This window comes from Maribacter sp., from assembly GCF_016744255.1.
GTDB lineage: Bacteria > Bacteroidota > Bacteroidia > Flavobacteriales > Flavobacteriaceae > Maribacter_B.
In genome coordinates, this window is the sequence record NZ_JADGES010000026.1 from 1 (window position 1) to 22,885 (window position 22,885).

The 22,885-nt window shown below is 32.7% G+C and carries 21 protein-coding genes; 6 read left to right on the plus strand and 15 right to left on the minus strand.

Features of this window, described 5'->3' with window-relative positions:
• Nucleotides 1-106: 106 nt before the first annotated feature.
• On the minus strand, nucleotides 107-619 hold the full coding sequence (locus QZZ51_RS06410; protein ID WP_291867517.1) for a Crp/Fnr family transcriptional regulator: 513 nt from the start codon (nucleotides 617-619) through the stop codon (nucleotides 107-109).
• A 256-nt stretch (nucleotides 620-875) separates the two neighbouring features.
• Complete coding sequence (locus QZZ51_RS06415; protein WP_291867520.1) at nucleotides 876-1,523, minus strand: HEPN domain-containing protein; 648 nt, start codon at nucleotides 1,521-1,523, stop codon at nucleotides 876-878.
• 390 nt (nucleotides 1,524-1,913) lie between these two features.
• On the opposite strand from QZZ51_RS06415, the gene QZZ51_RS06420 reads away from it, so the two are divergent.
• On the plus strand, nucleotides 1,914-2,111 hold the full coding sequence (locus QZZ51_RS06420) for a hypothetical protein (protein ID WP_291867523.1): 198 nt from the start codon (nucleotides 1,914-1,916) through the stop codon (nucleotides 2,109-2,111).
• Between the two features lie 80 nt (nucleotides 2,112-2,191).
• Here QZZ51_RS06420 and QZZ51_RS06425 read toward each other — a convergent pair whose 3' ends face one another.
• The 10 genes from QZZ51_RS06425 to QZZ51_RS06470 all read right to left on the minus strand — a co-directional run bounded on the left by QZZ51_RS06425 (nucleotide 2,192) and on the right by QZZ51_RS06470 (nucleotide 13,540).
• A complete protein-coding gene (locus QZZ51_RS06425; RefSeq protein WP_291867525.1) occupies nucleotides 2,192-2,524 on the minus strand; it encodes a hypothetical protein in 333 nt (110 codons plus the stop codon).
• A gap of 193 nt (nucleotides 2,525-2,717) precedes the next feature.
• Nucleotides 2,718-3,137: a hypothetical protein gene (locus tag QZZ51_RS06430; protein WP_291867528.1), complete on the minus strand. Its 420-nt coding sequence runs from the start codon at nucleotides 3,135-3,137 to the stop codon at nucleotides 2,718-2,720.
• 359 nt (nucleotides 3,138-3,496) lie between these two features.
• Nucleotides 3,497-3,892, minus strand: coding sequence for a hypothetical protein (locus QZZ51_RS06435; RefSeq protein WP_291867530.1), 396 nt, complete (start codon nucleotides 3,890-3,892; stop codon nucleotides 3,497-3,499).
• Nucleotides 3,876-4,640, minus strand: coding sequence for a methyltransferase domain-containing protein (locus QZZ51_RS06440; protein WP_291867532.1), 765 nt, complete (start codon nucleotides 4,638-4,640; stop codon nucleotides 3,876-3,878). Before QZZ51_RS06440 ends, QZZ51_RS06435 begins: the two co-directional genes overlap by 17 nt.
• Nucleotides 4,628-5,371 carry a DUF2071 domain-containing protein gene (locus QZZ51_RS06445; protein WP_291867535.1) on the minus strand — a complete coding sequence of 248 codons (744 nt, stop codon included), beginning with the start codon at nucleotides 5,369-5,371 and terminating at the stop codon, nucleotides 4,628-4,630. The genes QZZ51_RS06440 and QZZ51_RS06445 overlap by 13 nt, the downstream gene beginning before the upstream one ends.
• Nucleotides 5,361-5,747 carry a DoxX-like family protein gene (locus tag QZZ51_RS06450; protein WP_291867537.1) on the minus strand — a complete coding sequence of 129 codons (387 nt, stop codon included), beginning with the start codon at nucleotides 5,745-5,747 and terminating at the stop codon, nucleotides 5,361-5,363. The genes QZZ51_RS06445 and QZZ51_RS06450 overlap by 11 nt, the downstream gene beginning before the upstream one ends.
• Before the next feature lie 195 nt (nucleotides 5,748-5,942).
• Nucleotides 5,943-6,602: a uracil-DNA glycosylase family protein gene (locus QZZ51_RS06455; protein WP_291867540.1), complete on the minus strand. Its 660-nt coding sequence runs from the start codon at nucleotides 6,600-6,602 to the stop codon at nucleotides 5,943-5,945.
• 2 nt (nucleotides 6,603-6,604) lie between these two features.
• Nucleotides 6,605-7,231 (minus strand): hypothetical protein, encoded by a 627-nt coding sequence (locus tag QZZ51_RS06460; RefSeq protein ID WP_291867543.1) that lies wholly within the window; start codon nucleotides 7,229-7,231, stop codon nucleotides 6,605-6,607.
• Nucleotides 7,232-7,415: 184 nt separating this feature from the next.
• Nucleotides 7,416-9,962 carry a phosphoenolpyruvate carboxylase gene (locus QZZ51_RS06465; RefSeq protein WP_291867546.1) on the minus strand — a complete coding sequence of 849 codons (2,547 nt, stop codon included), beginning with the start codon at nucleotides 9,960-9,962 and terminating at the stop codon, nucleotides 7,416-7,418.
• Nucleotides 9,963-10,087: 125 nt separating this feature from the next.
• Nucleotides 10,088-13,540 (minus strand): pyruvate carboxylase, encoded by a 3,453-nt coding sequence (locus QZZ51_RS06470; protein WP_291867550.1) that lies wholly within the window; start codon nucleotides 13,538-13,540, stop codon nucleotides 10,088-10,090.
• A gap of 330 nt (nucleotides 13,541-13,870) precedes the next feature.
• Here QZZ51_RS06470 and QZZ51_RS06475 point away from each other — a divergent pair, with 330 nt between their 5' ends.
• Nucleotides 13,871-16,324: an outer membrane beta-barrel family protein gene (locus tag QZZ51_RS06475; protein ID WP_291867553.1), complete on the plus strand. Its 2,454-nt coding sequence runs from the start codon at nucleotides 13,871-13,873 to the stop codon at nucleotides 16,322-16,324.
• 16 nt (nucleotides 16,325-16,340) lie between these two features.
• On the opposite strand, the gene yaaA is transcribed toward QZZ51_RS06475, so the two are convergent.
• The 3 genes from yaaA to QZZ51_RS06490 form a co-directional block, all read right to left on the minus strand.
• On the minus strand, nucleotides 16,341-17,102 hold the full coding sequence (yaaA, locus tag QZZ51_RS06480; RefSeq protein ID WP_291867556.1) for a peroxide stress protein YaaA: 762 nt from the start codon (nucleotides 17,100-17,102) through the stop codon (nucleotides 16,341-16,343).
• Nucleotides 17,103-17,198: 96 nt separating this feature from the next.
• Complete coding sequence (locus tag QZZ51_RS06485; protein WP_291867558.1) at nucleotides 17,199-18,227, minus strand: RluA family pseudouridine synthase; 1,029 nt, start codon at nucleotides 18,225-18,227, stop codon at nucleotides 17,199-17,201.
• A 3-nt stretch (nucleotides 18,228-18,230) separates the two neighbouring features.
• Entirely contained in the window at nucleotides 18,231-18,818 is a 588-nt protein-coding gene (locus tag QZZ51_RS06490; protein WP_291867561.1) for a PASTA domain-containing protein, read from the minus strand.
• A 98-nt stretch (nucleotides 18,819-18,916) separates the two neighbouring features.
• Between QZZ51_RS06490 and QZZ51_RS06495 the strand changes: the two genes are divergently transcribed.
• The 4 genes from QZZ51_RS06495 (at nucleotide 18,917) to QZZ51_RS06510 (ending at nucleotide 22,818) form a co-directional block, all read left to right on the plus strand.
• Nucleotides 18,917-19,891, plus strand: a complete 975-nt coding sequence (locus tag QZZ51_RS06495; protein WP_291867563.1) for a D-alanine--D-alanine ligase — start codon at nucleotides 18,917-18,919, stop codon at nucleotides 19,889-19,891.
• An 18-nt stretch (nucleotides 19,892-19,909) separates the two neighbouring features.
• Nucleotides 19,910-20,368, plus strand: coding sequence for a pantetheine-phosphate adenylyltransferase (gene coaD, locus QZZ51_RS06500; RefSeq protein WP_291867565.1), 459 nt, complete (start codon nucleotides 19,910-19,912; stop codon nucleotides 20,366-20,368).
• Nucleotides 20,369-20,576: 208 nt separating this feature from the next.
• Nucleotides 20,577-22,427, plus strand: coding sequence for a PAS domain S-box protein (locus QZZ51_RS06505; RefSeq protein WP_291867566.1), 1,851 nt, complete (start codon nucleotides 20,577-20,579; stop codon nucleotides 22,425-22,427).
• A complete protein-coding gene (locus QZZ51_RS06510; RefSeq protein WP_291867569.1) occupies nucleotides 22,414-22,818 on the plus strand; it encodes a response regulator in 405 nt (134 codons plus the stop codon). Before QZZ51_RS06505 ends, QZZ51_RS06510 begins: the two co-directional genes overlap by 14 nt.
• The last annotated feature ends 67 nt before the right edge of the window (nucleotides 22,819-22,885 follow it).

Below are 22,885 nucleotides of genomic sequence, written 5' to 3' on the forward strand. Positions count from 1 at the left end.
TTATCATCTGAGAAAGGTGCTTTTTGTGTTGCACCACAAAGGTAACTTTGAGGAACAAAACTCCCTTTCTCTTTTTTAAGCGTTTAGGACGCTATTGATCAAATAACTACTTTTCTGCCCTTATTCTACTTAATGTTTCTTGAGTTATTCCTAAATAAGAAGCAACCATACCTAAAGGAATACGATGATAAATATTAGAATAAGTTTTTTGAAAATGATTATATCTCTCTTTGGCAGATGTAAATCTTATAGAGGTTATACGTTCCATAAAATGACCAAAAATAGTTCCCATTGATAAACGAGCATAACGTTCCATTTCTGGAAAATTGTCAAAAAGATATACAAGGTCGTTTACGTATATAGAATATGCTTCGGTATTTTCAATTGCATCAATGTAGTAGATATCTTTTTTTCTTTGCATAAAGCTTTTGGGTGAGTTGACCCATTCATCTGTTCCTGAAAAATATTCACTAATTTCTTTTCCATTTTTAATAAAATAAGTTCGTAGAATACCCTTGTTAATGAAATAACTTTTTTTAGAGATATTGTTTGCGTCTAAAACGAGTTCTCCTTTTTGAAATACTATCGGCTTTATTCGTTTTGAAAGTTCAGATTTCAAACTTTCCGAAAGTTTAATAAATTTTTCAAAATGGGCGAATATATTTTCCGTTGTTTCGATGTTATTCAATTTATGTGAGGGTATTTCTTCAGCTTAAGCTATCCGTAGTGCGGAGGCAAGAAAACTTTTCGTTTGTATTTTATTTTTTTACTTACTACAATGTCAAATCAAACTGATTTGGCGACCTTATAAAAGTACACATAACTTTGAGTTAAACACCAAACTCCGCATTATTTATAGGCCTTGTTAGCAAAAGTTATTTGTAATTTACTGTTTCATTGAATTCCATTGATTTGGCATCAATAGTTATCATTTTTTGAATGCTCGAAATCACTAATGTTACTCCAAAATCGCATAGGTCAATTAGTTTCAAATTATAATCGTCAATATAATCGTCAATATAATCGTCAATATAATCTTTTCGTAAAAATTTATCACCACCAAGTCTCATGATTTCCATATCACCATGTACGAACTTGCTTCTATAATCATAGAACTCATTAATTTTTTTGTTTACTTTTTTCGGTTGTGGCGTTTGCCCTAAATGTAAGGAAATACGATTTTTTAGGGTTTTAATGATTGAATCATTTGACTTTATTCCATAAAAAGACTCTAATGCTTGAATTATCCACACAATAAGGGTTGGGTTATACCCAGCATAAGTATCATGTGAAAAATATAAGATTGAAAACAAAGTTCTTTCAATATTATTTTCTGCTTTGATTTTCAAACCCACATTTAGTGAGTTATACCATTCAAGAACATATTTTATCGGGATTATTCTAATCTCTGGCCATCCACCAAACTTGTGAGAAGTTTCAGTCGAGCTTTCAAAATAAACACCTGTGAGATTAATTTCTTCGACAGATTTATTGTTTAATTCTATAGAAGAACGAATATTCATGGAACCAGGATATGCAAAATTTGAACATAAAAATAGTACGTCTATATAGCTTAAAATAATGAATTTTTCTATGTTCTTTTTGCTGTCTGAGTTGCTACAGGAAATTTTCATTTCAATTATTCCGCCATAAAATGCATTCTTATCTTCCGCTCTTTTAAAAAGGTTACTGAAATCGGAATTTATTATGTATTTAGAATCTTCATAATCAAATTCATATGATTTAAAGGCTTGACTAACCTCTTTCCAATGATTAATTAAATCAACATCGTTGGGAGAATGTTCAAATACGAGTGGTTCTATTTCTAATCTGAAAGTGATATCTTATTTTTTTTAATTTTTAACAAAAAAAAAATTTAATTTTTTAGCGACTTAACAAATAAACACAGAACTATGAATAAATTACTAAAACCCTTATTAAGTATAGGTTTTGTTGTAAAACGTTTTTTTTTCGGTTCTGCTTGCGTTACTAAATCCGAAGTAACCGATGAGTTTGATGAAAAATATGGTTTTATACTAAAACACTGGTTAGACTCAAAGAATAATTACGATAATGTCAAATCCTATTACTATCAATATCATCAAGCATAGGAATAAAAATATGCTTACAACTATTTAACTGTTCTGTTATGAATCTTTCTCTATCTTCTTTTTTAACTGCTTTCATAAACTCAGCTATTACGGGCTGTCATCTCTAAGTGTTGTTCTCCCATTTGGTCTATGTACACTTTTTTAAGAGGCTCAATTCTTTCAAGAACTATTTTCTCGGTCATTTCCCTTAGATTCCCGTCATTCTTCATTTCGTCCTCAAACTGCATTATCATTCTATTTTCTTTAAGCTCAACAAACTTTTTTACTTCGTCTACTTTAAATACTTCCATAAACGATTTCATTGAAGATATAACATCTTTCTGTCTGTCAATTTGTGATTTATGTACAAAGAAAACAACAAGATATATAACAGTGTACAAACCTAAAACTCCTAAAGTCCATCTTTCGTCCATATATTTTTTTAAATGTTTTACAACGACTGAGCTATGCGTAGTGCGGAGGCAAGGAAACATTTCCGTTTCCGTCTGCGCACGAAGCTAAAGCTTATTGTTTAGTTTTATTTTTTCTTGTTCAAAGCTAAATCCATAAGATTTAGCGACACCATAAATATACACAGACCTTTCCGTTTTAGCCCAAAAGTCCGCATTACGTATAGGTTTTGTTAGCAAATGGCGTTTTCTCAGGAGATAATTTCAACTGTCCTAAAACCTTATTCAATTCAAGTATTGATTTTTCGTCAATCCAATCCGTATTGATTGTCAATTCCTGCTTGTCCGTTTTCAGAATGTAATCTCCAGCATATTTCTTAATCCAATTTATTTGATTTAACTCTATAGTCCTTCCGAAAAATCGATTTTTACTGATTTTACCGTTTTTTATGGTCAAATATTGATTTCGAGACTCGTAGAAATATTGTCCAAGATAAAGAACTGCCATAAAAATATATCCGTAATCCATCCAACGTTTTTGTCCATCATAGCTTAGAGTTAATAGTCCAATTATTAACCAAACAATACCAATCCAGAGATTTGAATTTAGTTTTTTTCTTTTATATTGTATTTTCATTTTTTACGCTTTTTGCTAACACTCCGATAAACGGAATTTTTCTTTTCTAATTTACTTGTAAAACATAAATCTCCTACAATTTTAGAAATAAATAGTACAGAAAAGTGTAATACCCATAAATACTTATTAACGAATATATTAATAAGTACGGCATGCATATAATAAAGCATCAATATGATGGAAAAACCCTCTTTTAAAGTGTTTTTTTAAGGCATGTAATGGTTAAATATGGAGAACGAGTTTTGTCGCAAAAACTATTCTCGATACGCTTTACCTAAAGGCAAAGCACTCGAATTGATGTTTTTGTTGTTATTCTGGTGTTCCGAATACTAAAAGATATAATTAATGATAATCTATATTTATGCCAATGCAGTCACCAAAAAAACAGCCGTAATATATAGCCATAGTATACTAAATACTATATGTACTAGGGTTTCAAACCGCTTGCCTTTCCATAGTTTAGAAGAGTAACCCACAAACTGTATGATAAGGCGTAGTAACCAAAAAATCGCAAAACCAAAGGCTATTTTTCTACCTAATGGTGTTTCTACAATCTCCACTGCCGAAGAAACACAAAGTACGCCCATAAACAAAACGGTAATGGCTATGAAGAGGGTATGTATCTCCATCATCTGTTTGTTTATAAGACTTAGCGCGCTTAATTCTTTTTTCCAATTAAAATATTTGGGAAATATTACATGTATTCCTGCCAAAATAACTAACAGTATGCCTATAATTTTAATGTGTATTTCCATTTTTTTCGAGTATAAAGGTGGTAACAAATGGGGTTTGTTTTAGCTCTTTGGCTATATCTAAGTTAACATTCTTAAAAATAGTAAACCATGATTTTCTATCATAAAAATGTAAAAAACCTACTGTGTATCCCAAAAAATTGGCAGTATCTCTTAGATGTTCTTGCACATATATTCTCCCATTAGGTTTTAATACTCTATATAATTCTTTAAAAAAATCTTGCCTTTCTTCTACATCTCTAATTTCGTGTGCAGCAAATACCACTAGTATTTTATCGGCGGTGCTATCTTCCATTGGTAATTGGGTGGTTTCTATTATTATAGTATTCTTATACGGTGGGTATGCTTTACGTGCTCTTTGTATAGAAACCTCCGTATGTTTTTTAGGGTCGTAAAAATCGAACACTTTTAGTTCGGAATTTTTAAACCTTTGTTTAAATATAGCACTGGTTTCATCAAAACCGGCATTTACATTTACAATAGTTTGTTCTGTGTTTTCTTCAGGTAGCCAAGAGAAGGCATACAGACCTGAACAATCGTACACATACCAAGACACTACTAAAGACACAAGTAATGGCACTGCCACTAGCAGTATAATTATTGCGCTGTAAATATACATCTGTCCTATTGGAGTTACATAATTAACTCCCAGCAGTAATACCCCAATAAGCAGTATCGCTATTACATAAAAATGCCAGTTAAAGCGTACTATATTGAGAACGCCTTGGTTAGGTTTTCTTAGGGTTTCCATTTTTCTATTCTGCCTTTTTTCCAATAATAGGGAATGTCTTTTATTTCGAAAACATTGGCCAAAACCGCATTTTCTATATTTTGTTCTTTTAAGAAGCTAAAATTATATTCTAAAGCCTCTACCGGTTGTGGTTTCCAATTTTGGCGTACACCTTCTATAATTAAAATTTCTTTCTTTTCTTTATTATACGTAAAGGTAAATGGCAGCGGGCCTGCAAATCTGCGTGCTTCTTTAAAATCTGCAAATGGAGAATCTTTAGGTAAAGAAACCTCAGCTTCGTTTTCTTTTCTCATAGCTACTTTAAATCCCGATTTTTTGGATTCTATTTCTAGCTTCTCCTCCTCTTCTGTTTGTGTAATATCCGTGGTGGTGTATTGGTAATGGGTAAAAATATTCCCCATAAATTCCATTTTCTTGGTATTGGTTTCCGACTTTAAAATATATAATCCTCGTAAGTTCTTGCCCTCCTTAGTGGTATACCGCACAAAAACACGATACCCAATTAAGAAAAAATTATTCCCCATGAATTTAGGGAAACCTTTGGGGCGTAAATCTTCCGTTTGCACCATAGCTACAGCAACAAATGCATGGGTATCTTTAAAAGTATCTAACTGTAAGCATTTGGGTATCTTATCTTGCAGTTGTTCTTTGGGTACTGCAAATGTGAATACCAAAGAACTTTTAAAATGGGATTCTATCGCAAAAGGGTGGTCTTTTAGTTTAGAAAACATGCTGTACTGGGTTTTGTTCTTTTCGTAAATGAAACTCATTTACATAAATAAGTACTATAAAAAGAAATGCAAAGAGGGAATTGTATTTTCCCCATAGCAGCAAATCTGGCACTATAAGGAATTCCATTATATTCATGGTTGCTATTATTGTTATTTGCAAAATAGCATTTATACGCGTTTTTATTCTGGAGACAATCCATAGAAACATAGCCACTTCAGAACAACCAATGAGAATTATGAAAAGAGGTCTGTAAGATTCTCCCAAAATGCAAGTTACAATTTCCTGGTGCCTAGGTACTTGGTTTAATATTTTGCAATACAAACCATTGACCAGCCAAACGAGACCAATGATATAGGTTATTATTTTAGACAACATACCTTCATTTACATTCTTTATAAAGATACGCGAAATACTCTTTTTAATCCCTTTATAAACGACGAGCAACCTCGAAGTATAGATTAAAAAATAAACAACCTAAGCGCAAGGCTAAGAGATATTCCGTATAAAATTTTTGTATTCTTTCCTAGCAAGTACGGAGGAATTAAACCCAAATAGGCTATCGCCCTGCGATTAAAAAAAGGGTTCGTACTGCAATACTCTAAAATCTAGTGTATTAAATTTTGGGTTTGCATTCTTTAACTCTTTATATGTCTGCATACTGCCAATAGCTCTATTTGCGGTTCCAGATGGTGCTGTTAAAGAAACTGTGGTGATTTTTCTTGTACTATTAGGAAGTACAAAACTATGTATTCGGGGTACTTGGTCATTCTCTACGGTTAGAGACAAACCTTTTTCTTTAAGGTGTTTTCTAAAAAAATATTCGGGTCCATTTTTGCTGTTTCCACCTGTGAAAATTAGCGTGTCTACCTTGGTATATTGTTTTAAGTATCCTACAATATTACGCAATTCTATATGCTGCATTCCCAAATCGGAAGCATCGATTTTATCTCTCTTGGCACTACCTACAATATCGCAAACTCCAATTTTTCTTTGGAGTAAAAAATTACGTCTTTGGTTGGCTGCGTAGGCAGTGGTTTCGTACTTTAAATTTAGATTAAAAATACGGTCTAATACAGGCCAAAGCATTCCGTTTCGGCTACCGTAACAAAAATCTACATCGTCCTCTTTTAAATCGCCTGTAGTGAATCTTGGTGGCGGTAATGTGCCAACAATAAGCTTGGTGGCTTCTTTAAATAAAAAGGGCTCGTATGGATGTACGTGGGTAAACATTATTAGGCAGTTGCAATAAGTTCTTTAGCCTTGGTGAAAATGGCTAAATTAGTTTTATACCCGGGTTTAGACATACTTTTAGATTCCGTTATTATGTCTTGCAATACTTCTTTAGAAGCCGCTAATTTATGGTTACGGATATAAAATTTTGCCAACTCTAGCCTTTCTTGGTACTTGCTATACGGGGCATCCAAAGATTTTAGCATCTCTTCTGCTTCGGCAACTTTTCCTTCTTTTTCTAAGGCCATACCATATAAAAAGGGAGCTTTCGATTTTTTGAATTTTGGCGAGTCTACTATTTTTTCTCCATACTCTAAGGAGGTTGCAAATTCCGACTTAAAGTAATGGCATTCTTGCAGTTTAGAAATCACATAAAAATCGTTCTGAAACATATTTATTAAAGCCGTTTTATATTGTGCAATAGCTTCTGTATACATTTTGTTTTCCAAATAAGCATCGGCCAAAGCCACCTTATTCTCAAAGGAATTAGAAAACTCGAGTTTCTTCTCTAAATCTTCTATTTTCTTTGTTGGATTTACTACCGCTGTTATATCTTTTTGCAGTTTATCCACATCATCCTTACGAATAACATTCATAAAAAGATAAACCAAGCAACCTATGACTGGCAAAAAAATAATTACAAGAAACCAATAGTTGTTATTCTTGTTGGAAAAACAGTGATAAATGCAATATGCCTGAAAGGCTAAAGTGAGGTAGTAATACATTTGTCTAATGTAAACAACTTATCGGTATAAAGAGCACCCACTTTGATTTTAAATCAAAGTGGGTGCTTCTTAAAATATTACTGTGGTACTAAGCCGAATTACGACTAGCGTTAATATTACCGTATAGGGAACGTGTAACTATCTTTTCATACAATTCTTTAAAAGACGAATCTGCTGCTATTTTCTGCAATGCATATTGCTGGATTACCAATAATGGCAGTACAATATTCTCTCTAATTTTAATAGACTCGCGAGAAACGGCTTCGTTCTCCATTAGTATTTCTGTATCTGTTATGAGCAATAACATTTCTTTAGACAAATTGTATTCGTTATACAAAATTGTCCAGAAATCGCCATATTCTTTGTCTTCTTTCATATAGCTGGTAAGCTCAAAGTAACATTTAGAAAGCGACATCATACTATTAGACATTAAGGCTTTAAATAAAGGAACTTCTTTATATAAAGCCTTAACCTCATCAATTCTCCCTTGATCTTTTAGGCTTTTTATAGCGGTTCCTAAACCAAAATAACCCGGAACGTTTTGCTTTAACTGGCTCCAAGAACCTACAAAAGAAATGGCTCGTAAATCGGACAGCTCTAACTTAGCTTTGTTTCCCCTTTTTCCTGGGCGACTTCCAATATTAGCTTTATTATAATATTTAAGCGTACTTCTATTTTCTAGGTACGACATAAATTTATCATGATGTTTTAAGGCATCATACTTCTCAAAACTAAGTTCTGAAAGCTCTTCTATTAAACCTCTTTCATTTTTAGAAATTACATTTTCTTCTCCAAAGAAATTATTAGATAAACCTGCGGTTAATAATTGCTCACTGTTATACTTAAACTGCTCTTTGGTTCCATAGGTACTCGTTATGGTTTGCCCCTGAATAGTTAATTGAATTTCGTTGTTTGCTATATCTTTGGTTTGTGCTGCGTAGAAACGGTGTGTTTTTCCTCCTCCACGTGCTGGTGGTCCGCCACGGCCATCGAAAAATATGGCTTTTATATTATTTTTAGCACATACGCCAGAAAGACTTTCTTTGGTTTTTAAGATTGACCAATTGGCTTTTAAATACCCACCATCCTTAGTACCATCAGAGAAACCTAGCATCATGGTTTGCTTTTTATCTCTTTGTGTTACATGCGCCATATAATCTGGCATGTTGAATAATTTCTGCATGGTATCTTCTGCTGCATCCATTCCATCCATAGTTTCGAATAGAGGAACAATATCAAAAGATATTTCTTTAGCATTCCATCCACACCATCTAAATAATCCATACACAAAAAGAACAGAAAATACATCTTCAGAATTACTTATAATATATCTATTACAGCCTTCTTCGCCATTCTTTCCTTGTATGTCTTTTAACTGACTAATGTTTTTAATGGTATCTCTTACTGTTCCTTCTTCAAAATATTCTTGGTTTAACTTCAGGTCTTTATGCAATAAAATACCTACCAGCTCTTCATCCTTAAGCTCCGATAAATTTTCTTTAATTAAACCGTTTTGCTTTAAAACTGTTTCTACTACTCTGGTATGTATACTATGGTCTTGCCTAACATCTAAAGTTGCAAAATGGGTTTTAAAGATTTTCACCTTATCCATAAAAATATCTAAATCTGCCAAGTATAAACCGTGTGATTTTTCGATTAAAATGGCTCTTATTTTTTCTAGTGGACCAATAATATCTGTATAGCCAACATGCTTTTTGGGATTAAACATGGCTGCATATAAATTTGCACGAAGTTCATTGAGACATTCTTGAACCGCACTAAAAGTTAACTTTTTCTGCAATTGCTTTAAATCGTTATAATAACACTTCATTAAAGTAATTCGTAATTCATCTGCTACATCGGCAGTGATATCTGCGGTTACAAAAGGGTTACCATCCCTGTCTCCTCCAGGCCAGAACCCTAATTTTATAATATTGTAGTTTTCGAATTCTGTATTCTTAATATTCTTTCTTAAATACGCATACAATTCTCCCACAGCATCATAATACACGTTTCTAAGAATGTAAATAATATTCTTAGCCTCATCTAATGGTGTTGGTTTTTTAGAATTTATAAGAGACGTTAATCCTAATTGCTGTAGGGTAACATCTATATCGTCTATATTATCTTCTAGAATCAACGTTCGCAGTTCCGCGATAATATCTAATACCGCAGGTGTATAAAACTGCGTAGGGTGCGCTGTTAATACTAATCTAGAGCTAAAAGTAGATAACTGCTCGGCAATTTTATCCCAACTTTTATTCTTATGAACCAACTCAAAATAATCCTTAATGGTAAGGTTACTACTATGTTCATACAATTTTGGAAATGCTGCATCTTCTACACTATCATACAACACCACTTGGCGCTCTACGTACTGAATAATACGAAACATAAAATCTATTCTATCTTTTTCGGATTTAATATCTACATAATTCTCGAAAAAGATTTCTAAAATCTCTTTAGGGTTCTTACCCGATTTAAGTCCTTTTTGACACTGATCTAACATTAAAGGAATAACCATTCCTACGTTTTCTATGTTGCGATAAGGTAGATTTAAAAACAAGCTATTATAAACGTTAAATCTATTGGTAACCGATTTTTTAAATTCCTCTAACCTTGGGGTTTGTTTCATACTCTCTTATTTACTTACGGATAAGTTAATGAATGTCTTCTTCTATATTCTTATCAAAAATAGCTAACACAAAAAACACCTTTGAATGTAGTCTTCAAAGGGACTTATATTCTTATATACTTTATTTATTCTAATACAATTATTAAATCTTCTGAATTTACTAAGGATCCGTCAGTTAACAAAATACGGTCTACTACCCCATCTGCGGTAGCAGTTACAGAAGTTTCCATTTTCATAGCTTCGATAATAAATAACGGTTGGTTCCTTTTTACTTCCTCTCCTTTTTTAACCAATACACTAGAAAGAAGCCCTTGTAATGGCGCTCCAATTTCTTTAGCATTTGCTATATCTGCTTTTGTATTTTCTATTTTACTAACCTTTGCAGAAGTGTTCTTAACCAATACATTACGTAACTGCCCGTTAATTTTAAAGAAAATACTAACGTTACCAGTTTCATCTGGCTCCCCTTTTAGCATTAAGGAAATAAGTACTTTTTTCCCTTTGTCTAGCTCTACCATTATTTCTTCTCCTACTTCCATTCCATAAAAGAAGTTCTTGGTAGGTATGTTCATTACATTACCATATTTTACATGGTTATTATAGGCTTCTGTAAATACTTTTGGGTACAGTTTATAGGATAGCAAGTCGGTCATTTCTAACTCTCTTCCCATACCTTTTTTAAACTTCTTTTTAAAGGCTTTAAGTTCTATCTCGAAATCTATCGGCTCTAAATGTGCATTTGGCCTTTCGGTATACGCAATTTCATCTTTAAGAATTATTTTCTGAAGCTTTTCTGGAAAACCACCAAGGGGCTGTCCTAAATCTCCTCTAAAGAAACTCTTAACCGATTCTGGAAAAGAAATATTTTCGCCTTTTTCTAATATATCTTCCACGGTTAGGCTATTACTAATCATATATTGCGCCATATCGCCAACCACCTTAGAGCTTGGTGTTACTTTTACAATATCGCCAAACAAGGTATTTACCTCTCCGTACATTTTGGTAACTTCTGGAAACTTATCTTCTAATCCTAAAGCAATTGCTTGTCCTTTTAAGTTAGAATACTGTCCGCCAGGAATCTCATGCTTATACACTTCTCCTGTACCAGATTTTAATCCAGATTCAAAAGTGTAATAGTAATTACGTACCGTTTCCCAGTAGTTAGAGTATTCTGCTAGCTTTTCTACATTTAATATATTCTCTCTTTCATGGAAACGCAGCATCTCCATAACCGAGTTTAAGTTTGGCTGAGATGTAAGTCCGGATAAACCTCCTAATGCTACATCTACCACATCTACACCTGCTTCTACTGCTTTTAAATACATTGCTGCTTGGGTAGAAGACGTATCGTGTGTATGTAAGTGAATAGGAATATTTATTTCGGATTTTAAGGTTCCTATTAGTTCATACGCAGCATTTGGTTTTAATAAACCTGCCATATCTTTTACGCCTAAAATATGTGCTCCAGCATTTTCTATATCTTTTGCTAATTGTACGTAGTACTTTAAATTGTATTTGGTCTTGGATGGGTCTAAAATATCGCCCGTATAACAAATAGAACCTTCTGCTAATCCGCCTGTTCTTGTACGCACATGTTCTATACAGGGTGCTATAGATTTCATCCAGTTTAGGGAATCGAAAATTCGAAAAACATCAACCCCAGTTTCCCATGATTTCTCTACAAACTCGCCAATTAAATTATCGGGATAAGCGGTATAACCAACGCCATTAGAGCCTCTAATTAACATTTGCAATAAAACATTAGGCATTGCTTTACGCAATAAAGCTAAACGCTCCCATGGATTTTCTTGTAAAAAACGCAAACAAACATCGAAAGTAGCGCCTCCCCAAACTTCCATACTAAAAATGTCTGGGTTATTTTTAGCATACCCTTCTGCTACTTTTAGCATATCTACAGTACGCATTCTCGTAGCTAAAAGACTCTGGTGTGCATCTCGCATGGTGGTATCTGTAAAATGAACTTTCTTTTCATTTTTTAACCATTGTGCAAATTTCTCTGGACCTAATTCCGTTAATAAATCTTTGGTTCCCTTACCATAGTCTTCATTCTTTGGAAACGAAGGAACAATAGGCTTAGAAAAAACGTGTTTAGGGTCATATTTTTTTACATCCGGATTACCATTTACTATAGTATCTCCTAAAAATTGAATTAATTTATTGACACGGTTTTTAGGTTCCACAAACTCAAATAACTTAGGTTCATTTTGAATAAAATTAACCGTTACCTTACCATCTCTAAAAGTTGGGTGTTTTAGAATATTATCTAAAAAGGCCATATTGGTTTTTACACCTCTAATTCTAAATTCTGCTAAAGCCCTACGCATTTTTCTACAAGAACCATCTAAAGTTCTACTTCTTGCTGATACTTTTACCAGCATAGAATCGAAAAATGGAGAAATAGAAACCCCTTGGTATACACTACCAGCATCTAAACGAATACCAAAACCAGAAGCACTGCGGTAGGTGGTTACCACACCATAATCTGGTTTAAAACCGTTGCTCGGGTCTTCTGTTGTTATTCTACATTGCAACGCATAACCAGAAATATGTACCGCATCCTGGCTCTCAATTTTTATTTGCTTGTCGGATAATTTATACCCACCAGCAACAAAAATTTGTGTTTTTATCAGGTCGATATTCGTAACCATTTCGGTTACTGTATGCTCTACTTGTACTCTTGGGTTTACTTCGATAAAATAGATACTACCATCATCATCGACCAAAAATTCTACCGTACCAATATTATTATAGTTTACTGCTTTACAAATATCTAAAGCATATTGATACAAACTATCTTTGGTTTCTTGCGACAAACCTACAGAAGGAGCAAATTCTATTACCTTTTGGTAACGTCTTTGTACCGAGCAATCGCGCTCGAACAAATGCACCATATTACCATGCTCGTCGGCAACAATTTGAATCTCTATATGTTTTGGGTTTTCTACAAATTTTTCTAGAAAAACAGTATCATCTCCAAATGCATTCAGCGATTCTCTGCGTGCTTCTGGAAATCCTTTTCTTAAATCGGCCTCTGTACGTATTACACGCATACCACGACCACCACCACCAGAAGCGGCTTTAAGCATAATAGGATACCCTATTCTTTCTGCCTCTGAAAGTGCTATTTCTACGGTAGTTAAATCTTTATCGCTACTTTGGATAATGGGAATATTATTCTCCACTGCAACCAATTTAGCCGTAATTTTATCTCCTAGAGCCTTTAATACAGATACTTTAGGCCCTATGAACTTTAGGCCATTGTCTTCACATTTTTGAGCAAATTCGGCATTTTCGGAAAGAAAACCATAGCCCGGATGAATAGCATCTACACCATTATCTTTTGCTACTTTTATAATAGCATCAATATCTAGATATGGTTTTAGAGGTTCATTATCTTCTCCTATCTGATAACATTCATCCGCCTTATATCTATGTAAAGAATAACGATCTTCATAGGTGTATATACCAACAGTTTTTATGCCTATTTCTACACAAGCTCTAAAAATACGTATGGCTATCTCTCCTCGATTTGCGACTAAAACAGTATTGATTTTCACCCTGATTTCGATTTAATTAATGGTTAATTAATAATAAAATCAAAATTACAGTTTTTGATAGCGCGTAACAACACTTTTAAAAACATAATTACACCTAATTTGTGATAATACTCTAACTAACAGTCTCTATAATTTTTCAATAGAAAAATCATTACACCAAAGAATACCGTAACAAATAATCAAATGCTTATAAAAATAGACGCTATTAAATTCCACTTCATAAAGTACTAGAAAACCCTCATTCTTCACTAAATGTAAGAAAAAACGATTCTATTATTCTGTTTTATAGCTATATTTATAATTAATAAACTCAACTATTTATATTTTTAAATGAGACTACACCCAACTGTACTTTACCAGAACATAAAACCGCTAAAAACTAAAATATTACTAGCTATAACTCTAAGTTTATTTTTTTTAAATTCCAGTAGTTATGGGCAAGATTACATACTAACAGGCACTGTAAATAACAGTAATAAAACTGGTATATACTTAGCAAATATTATGGTTTATAATGCTAAAGATACTACCATTGTAAAAGGAGCTATTTCTGAAGAAAACGGAGATTTTAAAATAAACAGTATCAAAGAAGGTGCTTACCTAATAAGTGCTAGTTACATAGGGAACACTTCCGAATATAAAGAAATACATCTCTATAAAGATTTAAACATTGGGGTTCTTTACATTAATAACATTAATACCCTCGAAGGCGCAACAGTAATTGCAAAATCACCAACAGTACAACGCAAAGCTGACCGATTAATTTTTAACATTAAAAACACAACGCTTGTAGATGTTAGCCTAGAAGATGTTTTAAAAAAAACGCCTGGCGTACTTATTTTAAAGGATAAATTAACCATAAAAGGCTCTGGTGATGTAGGTGTAATGATTAATGGTAAAAAGATAAACTTGCCTAAAAATGATATTATGAATTTACTTTCTGGTACTATGGCTACTAATGTAGAAAGTATAGAAGTAATTACTACACCACCTGCTAAATACAGTGCCGAAGGCGGTATGCTGATAAATATAAAAATGTCTAAAGACATAACTCCTGGTTATACCGGATCCCTATTTAATAGATACAAATTAGGTGTATTACCAAAACACACCGTTGGTTTTGATAATTTTTTTAAGGGGAAAGATATTTCCTTTTCTATGAATTATAGCTACATAGATTCTAAGAAAATCATAAGAAATAAATATATCACCAATTTTACAGATGCTAATAATATTAGTACTATATGGAATGAAAATCGAGATTTTCATAGGTATGAAAAAATACATACCGCCAACCTTTTCTTAGACTACACACTAAACAAAAAAAACACTATTAGCATTTCCTCCTTAAACAGCTGGCAACCAAAATTTGACAAACCCTACACTTCTAAGGTATCTATTAATGATGTAAATAACCTAGTAAATTCTAGTTTTTATACAGAAAACAAAACTCAAAAGCCCAAGCTAAATTCTTCTATTTATGTAGATTTTAAACGCAAACTAGCAAAAAAAGGAGCCACACTTTCTTTTGCGACACATTACACCTATTTTAAAAACAAAAATAACCAACAAAGCTACACTAACTTTTATAACAACACTGGTAACAAAATCAATGAAAATAGCTTTACCACTGACGCAAACCAACAAATAGATTTATTTAACATCCAAATAGATTTAACATACCCTATAGGCAAAAAAGCTACTTTTGAAGTAGGAACCCGCTATGCTTTTATAGATTCCGAAAGCTATATAAACCAAAATGGGGTTAATCAGAACACAACAAACTTTACGTTAACAGACCGTGGAAATTTCACCTATAATGAAGATGTTTTTGCTGCCTACACCTCTTTCGCTAAGGAATGGAAAAAATGGGAACTAAATACTGGGTTACGTGTAGAACAAACGAAAACACTTGGCATAGAACGTACCTTAGCTACCAAAACCAAAAAATCTTATTTAGAGTTGTTTCCTTCTTTTTCTATTTTGTATACCGCAAATAAAAAAGACCAATTTAATCTTTACGCCTATAGGCGTATTTACAGACCTAGATATGAGGACATAAACCCATATCAATCTTTTTTAAATAATTTCACTGTTAAAGAAGGTGACCCTAATTTAAAACCTTCCTATAGGAGCTTTTTAGCATTGAATTATGCACATAATAATGAATATTACTTTGAAGCTTATATACGTAAAGAAAAAAACTATTTAAGCCAACTCACTTTTCAAGATAACAACCTAAACATTGTACGTTTAATAAGTTCTAACCTAGAAAGTGAATTTTCTTATGGGTTAGACTTTTCATACTACAAAGACGTAACAAAAAGTTGGAACTGTTATGTTTTGTCTTCTTATTTCTTTAGTGAAAATAGATTTAATGATATAAATACAAACCAATTATATGACAATGGCGTTTGGTCTTTTTTTCTTAGAACTATTAACACCTTTACATTTTTACAAGATCGTAGCTTAACGGCTGATTTTTCTTTTGATTATCTTTCTAAATTAAGCGATAAAAATAGTGTGCAATCTGGGTATAATGAATTTAGCGTTTCGATACGTAAATCTTTTTGGAAAAATAAAGCTAGCGCCTCTCTAGGAGTTACAGATATATTTAAACAAGGGAACATATTTAGTACTATTAATTTCGCTGACCAATATAGCACTTGGAACTACAGACCAGAAACAAGATTATTAACCTTAGGCTTCCGTTATAAATTTGGAAATACTAAAATTAAGAGCAACAAAAAACGCAAACAAACAGCAGAAAGAAAAAGAATATAATCCAAAATTTATTGGTCTACCTAATAAAAACGGGCTCGTTTTCTTTTAATGTATGTGCCTGGCTAAATTGATAATCGTCTAGATTAAAACCTTTAATATCTTCTAAAGTAACTGCATTGGTATTTACAATATAACGAACCATAGAACCTCTTGCTTTCTTAGCATAGAAGCTAATTATTTTCAGCTTATCATTTTTCCAATCTTTAAAAATTGGCGTTATCACAGGAGTTTTTAGAGACTTTACATCAATAGAAAAAAAATATTCGTTACTAGCAAGATTTACAAAAAGTTCACCATCCTCTAATTCCGAATTTAAATGAGCAGTAAGTTCTTTTTTCCAAAATTCGTACAAATTACTATTTCTTCCAACTTTTAACTTTGTTCCCATTTCTAATCTATAGGGCTGTATTAAATCTAATGGCTTAAGTATGCCATACAAACCAGATAATATACGTAACGATTTTTGTAACGTATCTAACTTGTTTTCATCCAAACTATAGGCATCTAAACCTTGATACACATCGCCACTAAAAGCATAAACAGCGGGTCTTGCATTACTCGTTGTAAAAGGAACAGAAAAATCTTGATTTCTTTGCCAGTTTAGCTGCGCTAACTTATCCGAAATATGCATTAGCTCGGACAAATCTTTAGGTTTTTTCTTAGCCAAAACCTTGTTCAACTTTACCGATTCTTCGATAAATTTAGGCTGTGTAAATTTTCCTGTTGGCAATTTAGTATCAAAGTCCAATGACTTTGCCGGAGAAATAACAATTTTCATTTTCTTACAAATTAGAATATAAAAATAATAAGGATTCACTAGATTAACTAGCTCCAATGAAAAGACTTTTCAATACTATTATTGATGAAATTTATACTACTGGCTATTTTTTGTGTATTGCTTCCATTTTTCAATACAATTAGCTATATCTTCTGGAATTTCAGAGTCAAAACTCATTTTTTCTCCCGTTACCGGATGCACAAAACCTAAGGTTTTTGCATGTAACGCCTGTCGTGGTAAAATCTTAAAAGCGTTATCTACAAATTGCTTGTACTTGGTAAATGTGGTTCCTTTTAAAATTCTTTCTCCACCATACCGTTCATCATTAAAAAGCGTATGTCCAATATGTTTCATATGAACTCTAATTTGGTGTGTTCTTCCTGTTTCTAACTTGCAAGAAACTAAAGTAACATACCCCAAACGTTCTATGACCTTATAATGAGTGACTGCCTCTTTCCCCTGTTCTCCTTCCGGAAAAACATGCATTTGCAATCTATTTTTAGGATGCCTACCTACATGACCTTCGACAGTGCCTTCATCCTCTTCTACGTTCCCCCAAACTAAGGCTACATATTCTCTTTCGGATGTTTTATCGAAAAACTGCTTGGACAAATGAGTCATGGCTGCTTCTGTCTTAGCTATAACCAAAAGACCCGAGGTATCTTTATCTATTCTATGTACTAATCCTGGGCGTTCATTACTATTTGCTGGTAAATTATCTACATGAAAAATAAGAGCGTTAATAAGGGTTCCAGAATAATTACCATGTCCAGGATGTACTACCATGCCTGCAGGTTTATTGACCACCATAAGTACATCATCCTCATAAACAACATCTATAGGAATATCTTCAGGAACCAGTAAAAATTCGTGTGGAGGGTGCTCAAAAAGTACTTTTACTTCGTCCCCAGCTTTTACCTTATAGTTCTGCTTTACCACCTTATCATTCACCCAAATATGTCCTCCTCGTGCAGATTGTTGAATTTTATTTCGAGTAGCATTTTCAATAAAATTCATTAAAAATTTATCTACTCGTAGTGGTTCTTGTCCTTTAGATGCTACTACTTTATGATGCTCATAAAGTTCTCCTTCATTTGGCTCTGGGCCTTCTTCTATTGGTACCATATATTATTCTGAATCTGACTTAATTTGTGCTCTTGACGTAATATTACCATTCCCGCACACCAACTCTACTTTAGAAGTCTTTGGTAGCTTATCTCCTGGTTTAATCATTTTTCCTTTATACTTTATAGTATACACCATGTCTTTACCAAGTTCATTTATATAGGTAACTCTTTGTACATCTAAGCCTACAGCACGCAACATAGAAGTAGCATTCCTCTGTGTTACTTGTATAATTTTAGGTACTGTAACCTTTTTATAGCCCGAAGGATTAACCGTAAAATATATTTTTCTATTCTCTTTTACTTTATTACCAGCCTCTGGATTTTGCTCAATAATAGAAAATCGTGGATAATCGGGATTATAATTCGCAGAATCTAACACCTCATAACGCAACCCAGCTTCTTCTACCGATTTACGCATATCCATTACAGACATTTTAGCAAAATCTGGAACTTCTACAAACTCCCCATGATTAGTAGTGCCGTTCAACCAACGTAACATTACAAATATTAAAATTACTAAGACAACTAGGGCTAAACCTAGTTGAATTAAAAAAGATTTACTTTTTAAAAATCTAAATAAATTTCTCATGGAGTATAATTGACCTGACAAATATAGGAAACGGATTGCTTTTTTCTTTACTTTGAAGTATTGTTATTTAATTTAGAAAAAAGTAATTACAGATTCATATGAAAAAGAAAGTAGCCATTATAATGGGCGGTTACTCTAGCGAATACAAAATATCTTTAAAGAGTGGTACTGTTGTTTATGAGTATTTAGATAAAGCTTTTTTTGACGCTTACCGCATTCATATATTTAAAGATAAGTGGATTTATGTAGCTCCAGACAATACAGAACACCTCGTTAACAAAGACGATTTTTCTGTTTTAATAAATAATAAAACTATTCATTTCGATTGTGTTTTTAATGCCATTCATGGTTCCCCAGGAGAAGACGGACTTATGCAAGGATATTTTGAATTATTAGGAATACCGCAAACCTCATGCGATTACTACCAAGCTGCTTTAACATTTAACAAAAGAGATTTACTAAGTGTTTTAAAAGCCTACGGAATTAAATCCGCAGCATCTTACTATTTAAATTTAGGAGATACGATTGATGAAGACGCAATTATTAACAAAGTGAAACTCCCTTGCTTCGTAAAAGCTAATAAAGCAGGTAGTAGTTTTGGCATTTCTAAAGTACATAAGAAAGAAGATTTACAAGCTGCTATTGACAATGCTTACAAAGAGGATGATGAAATAATCATCGAAAGCTTCCTTAATGGAACAGAGGTCTCTGTAGGTGTTATAAAATATAAAGGAGAAACTAAAGTATTACCTATCACTGAAATTGTTACGGAAAACGACTTCTTTGATTATGAAGCAAAATATGAAGGTAAATCTAAAGAAATAACTCCAGCAAGATTAAGTAAAATACAAGAAGAAAACGTTATTAAAGCTGCAAAAAAGGCGTATGATGTTTTAAAAATGAAAGGTTTTTCTAGAAGCGAATTTATTTTTATAGGGGACGAACCCTATATGTTAGAAATGAACACTACTCCTGGCCTAACAACAGAAAGTATTCTACCTGAGCAAGCCCAAAAAGCAGGGATATCCTTAGGAGATTTATTTAAAAATGCTATTGACGAAGTATTGCAATAAAACATGTAATTTTACCGTATGAGACGAGCAATTTTCCCAGGATCCTTTGATCCACTAACATTGGGCCATCAAGATATTATAGAAAGAGGACTACCCCTTTTTGATGAACTTATTATTGCCATAGGAAAGAATGCGGATAAAAAATACATGTTTAGCCTAGAAGAAAGGATTAGTTTTATTACAGAAGCTTTTAAAAACGAACCTAAAATTAAGATACTTACCTACGAAGGTTTAACTGTTGATTTTTGCAAAAAAGAAAATGCAGCGTTTATTTTACGTGGATTACGGAATCCTGCTGATTTTGAATTCGAAAAAGCCATTGCCCATACCAACAGAAAACTAGCGGAGATAGAAACGGTATTCCTACTTACTTCTTCTGGCAAATCTTTTATTAGCTCCTCTATTGTAAGAGACGTAATTCGTAATGGTGGCGACTACACCATTCTTGTTCCACCCACAGTTATAGTTAAAAAATAATTCTTACAAGACAAACGAAAACCCTTGTTTTTAAAAGGTACTCATTTATCTTTTTTTATGTTATTTCGTAGGAAAATACTTTCATGAGCTAAAATTATATACCTTTGCCATTGTTTATCTAACAGAACACAACTCCTTTTAGCCTGTTCACAACAAACCTTCAGATATTTTGCATAATCATATTACTTTAGTAGGAAAATACGACAAAATGCTGAAGAAGGATTTAAAAGTTGCGAACAATTATTTAATAAAACAATTACCAAAAGCCACTGCTTTTATCAACAAAAAGTTCGAGGTTATACATGCGTCTGATCAATGGATTAATGGTTTTTATTTTAAAAATAATGTAGTCTTTGGCAAATCTATTTTCACTCTTTTTAATGCAAACAATCAGGATTGGAAAATAATCCTTGAAAAATGCTTTACAGGACAACCCAGCGAATTATTTACCACAAAAATAAAAGACCAGAATAATAACAACCAATGGTTTGAATGGTCTAATATCCCCTGGTATGATGACAATGAGAATGTTATAGGAGCCATAATACAAGCAGAAAACATAACCTCTAGAACTATTGAGGAATTGCGGATAAAGAAATTAGAAACGATACTTCATGAAAAATCCGAAATTGCTAAAATTGGCACATGGGGATATGATGCACTAACGCAAAAAGGAAATTGGTGCGATGTGAGTAAAGAAATTCATGACGTAACAGAAAATATAGATTTATCACTAGATTCAATTATAGAATTCTACAAAGACGGATTTAGTAGAAATAGAATATCTATGGCAATTCATAACGCCATGACCAAAGGTACTTCTTGGTCCGAAAAACTAGAAGTAACCACTACTAATGGAACAAGTAAATGGGTTGTCTCTACTGGTAAACCTATATACAAAAACGATGAATTTCAGGGCTTACTTGGAACTATACACGATATAGATAACCAAGTACATTCCAAAATAAAAACTAAGGAAAATGAGCATTTACTAAAAACCTTAATAGACAATTTACCATTAAACGTTTATATTAAAGATACAGAATCTAGAAAAATATTAGTAAATAAGGCTGAGTGTGAATATATGGGGGTTAACGCTCCAGATGAATTATTAGGCAAAACCGATTTTGATTTCTTTAAAAAAGAAGTCGCTCAAGAAAATAGAAAAGATGATATTAGTGTTATAAAATCTCTTAAACCTATTCTAGGTAAAGAAACTGTTAGTATTAAAAAAGACGGTACAATTACCACTTTTCTTACCTCTAAAATTCCTCTTACCGATAATAATGGCGATGCTTATGGTATTGTAGGGATAAGTACAGATATAACACATTTAAAACAAAAAGAGAAGGAGTTAAGAGACTTAATAAATGTTACCTCTTTGCAAAATAAAAAACTAATTAATTTTGCTCATATTGTTTCTCACAATTTAAGGTCGCACACTGCTAATTTTTCGATGCTACTAGATTTTTTAGTTAACGAAAAGGAAGAAGCAGAAAAAGAAAGTATTCTAAATATGCTTAGAAATGCATCGGACAATTTACTAGATACGCTAGATAATCTTAACGAGGTTGTTGCCATAAGTAGCAATATTAATCTGGATAAAACACCTATCAACTTAAATAATAAAGTAGAAAGTGTAAAACAAAATTTATCCGCCTATATTAAAAAGAATAAAGCAACAATAATTAATGAAATACCAAAAAATGCTGAAATAAAAGTTATTCCAGCATATGTAGATAGCATATTTATGAATTTTATTACCAATAGCGTTAAATACAAAAACCCAGACAAAGACCCCGTAATAAAAATTAGCATATCTAAAGAAGGTAATTACTCCGTGGTTAGTATTACAGATAACGGACTAGGAATTGATCTTAAAAAGTACGGAAACAAACTTTTCGGTATGTACAAAACCTTCCACAAACACAAAGATTCTAGAGGAATAGGCTTATACATTACAAAGAATCAAGTAGAAGCCATGAATGGAAAAATAACCGTGTCTAGCCAAGTAAATAAGGGAACCACTTTTAATATATATTTTAATGAAAAAAATTAATTCTATCTGCATAATAGACGATGACCCGATAACAGTTTTTGGTATTCAAAAAATGCTAAGCCTAGTAACGGACTGTAAAGTCATTAGTAAATTTGTAAACGGCAAAGATGCCATTGATGGAATTACTGCCATGGTACAAAATAAGACGCAGTTACCTCAAGTTATTTTTTTAGATATTAATATGCCCATCATGGATGGATGGCAATTTTTAGAAGAATTCATAAAACTACCAATTACCCAAGCTATAAGAGTTAATATTGTTACTTCTTCCATAGACGATCTAGATCGCAAAAACTGGGAACTCTATAAATCACAAACCCATCATTTAATAACGTTTAACAACAAACCTATTAAAAGGGATGAAATAGAACAGATTACCAAAGTAGTATAACACTTTATCCTAGAGATTTTACTTATTTTTACGGTACTGTAAAAAAAATACACCCTAAAATAGTTCG

Bases quoted from the DNA above. Each gene is read 5' to 3' on its own strand.
- QZZ51_RS06505 (WP_291867566.1), top strand. From the start codon at position 20,577: ATGCTGAAGAAGGATTTAAAAGTTGCGAACAATTATTTAATAAAACAA.
- QZZ51_RS06450 (WP_291867537.1), bottom strand. From the start codon at position 5,747: ATGTTGTCTAAAATAATAACCTATATCATTGGTCTCGTTTGGCTGGTC.
- QZZ51_RS06485 (WP_291867558.1), bottom strand. From the start codon at position 18,227: ATGGTACCAATAGAAGAAGGCCCAGAGCCAAATGAAGGAGAACTTTAT.
- QZZ51_RS06455 (WP_291867540.1), bottom strand. From the start codon at position 6,602: ATGTTTACCCACGTACATCCATACGAGCCCTTTTTATTTAAAGAAGCC.
- QZZ51_RS06465 (WP_291867546.1), bottom strand. From the start codon at position 9,962: ATGAAACAAACCCCAAGGTTAGAGGAATTTAAAAAATCGGTTACCAAT.
- QZZ51_RS06490 (WP_291867561.1), bottom strand. From the start codon at position 18,818: ATGAGAAATTTATTTAGATTTTTAAAAAGTAAATCTTTTTTAATTCAA.
- QZZ51_RS06475 (WP_291867553.1), top strand. From the start codon at position 13,871: ATGAGACTACACCCAACTGTACTTTACCAGAACATAAAACCGCTAAAA.
- QZZ51_RS06415 (WP_291867520.1), bottom strand. From the start codon at position 1,523: ATGAATATTCGTTCTTCTATAGAATTAAACAATAAATCTGTCGAAGAA.
- QZZ51_RS06445 (WP_291867535.1), bottom strand. From the start codon at position 5,371: ATGTTTTCTAAACTAAAAGACCACCCTTTTGCGATAGAATCCCATTTT.
- QZZ51_RS06440 (WP_291867532.1), bottom strand. From the start codon at position 4,640: ATGGAAACCCTAAGAAAACCTAACCAAGGCGTTCTCAATATAGTACGC.
- QZZ51_RS06435 (WP_291867530.1), bottom strand. From the start codon at position 3,892: ATGGAAATACACATTAAAATTATAGGCATACTGTTAGTTATTTTGGCA.
- yaaA (WP_291867556.1), bottom strand. From the start codon at position 17,102: ATGAAAATTGTTATTTCTCCGGCAAAGTCATTGGACTTTGATACTAAA.
- QZZ51_RS06430 (WP_291867528.1), bottom strand. From the start codon at position 3,137: ATGAAAATACAATATAAAAGAAAAAAACTAAATTCAAATCTCTGGATT.
- QZZ51_RS06420 (WP_291867523.1), top strand. From the start codon at position 1,914: ATGAATAAATTACTAAAACCCTTATTAAGTATAGGTTTTGTTGTAAAA.
- QZZ51_RS06425 (WP_291867525.1), bottom strand. From the start codon at position 2,524: ATGGACGAAAGATGGACTTTAGGAGTTTTAGGTTTGTACACTGTTATA.
- QZZ51_RS06495 (WP_291867563.1), top strand. From the start codon at position 18,917: ATGAAAAAGAAAGTAGCCATTATAATGGGCGGTTACTCTAGCGAATAC.
- coaD (WP_291867565.1), top strand. From the start codon at position 19,910: ATGAGACGAGCAATTTTCCCAGGATCCTTTGATCCACTAACATTGGGC.
- QZZ51_RS06510 (WP_291867569.1), top strand. From the start codon at position 22,414: ATGAAAAAAATTAATTCTATCTGCATAATAGACGATGACCCGATAACA.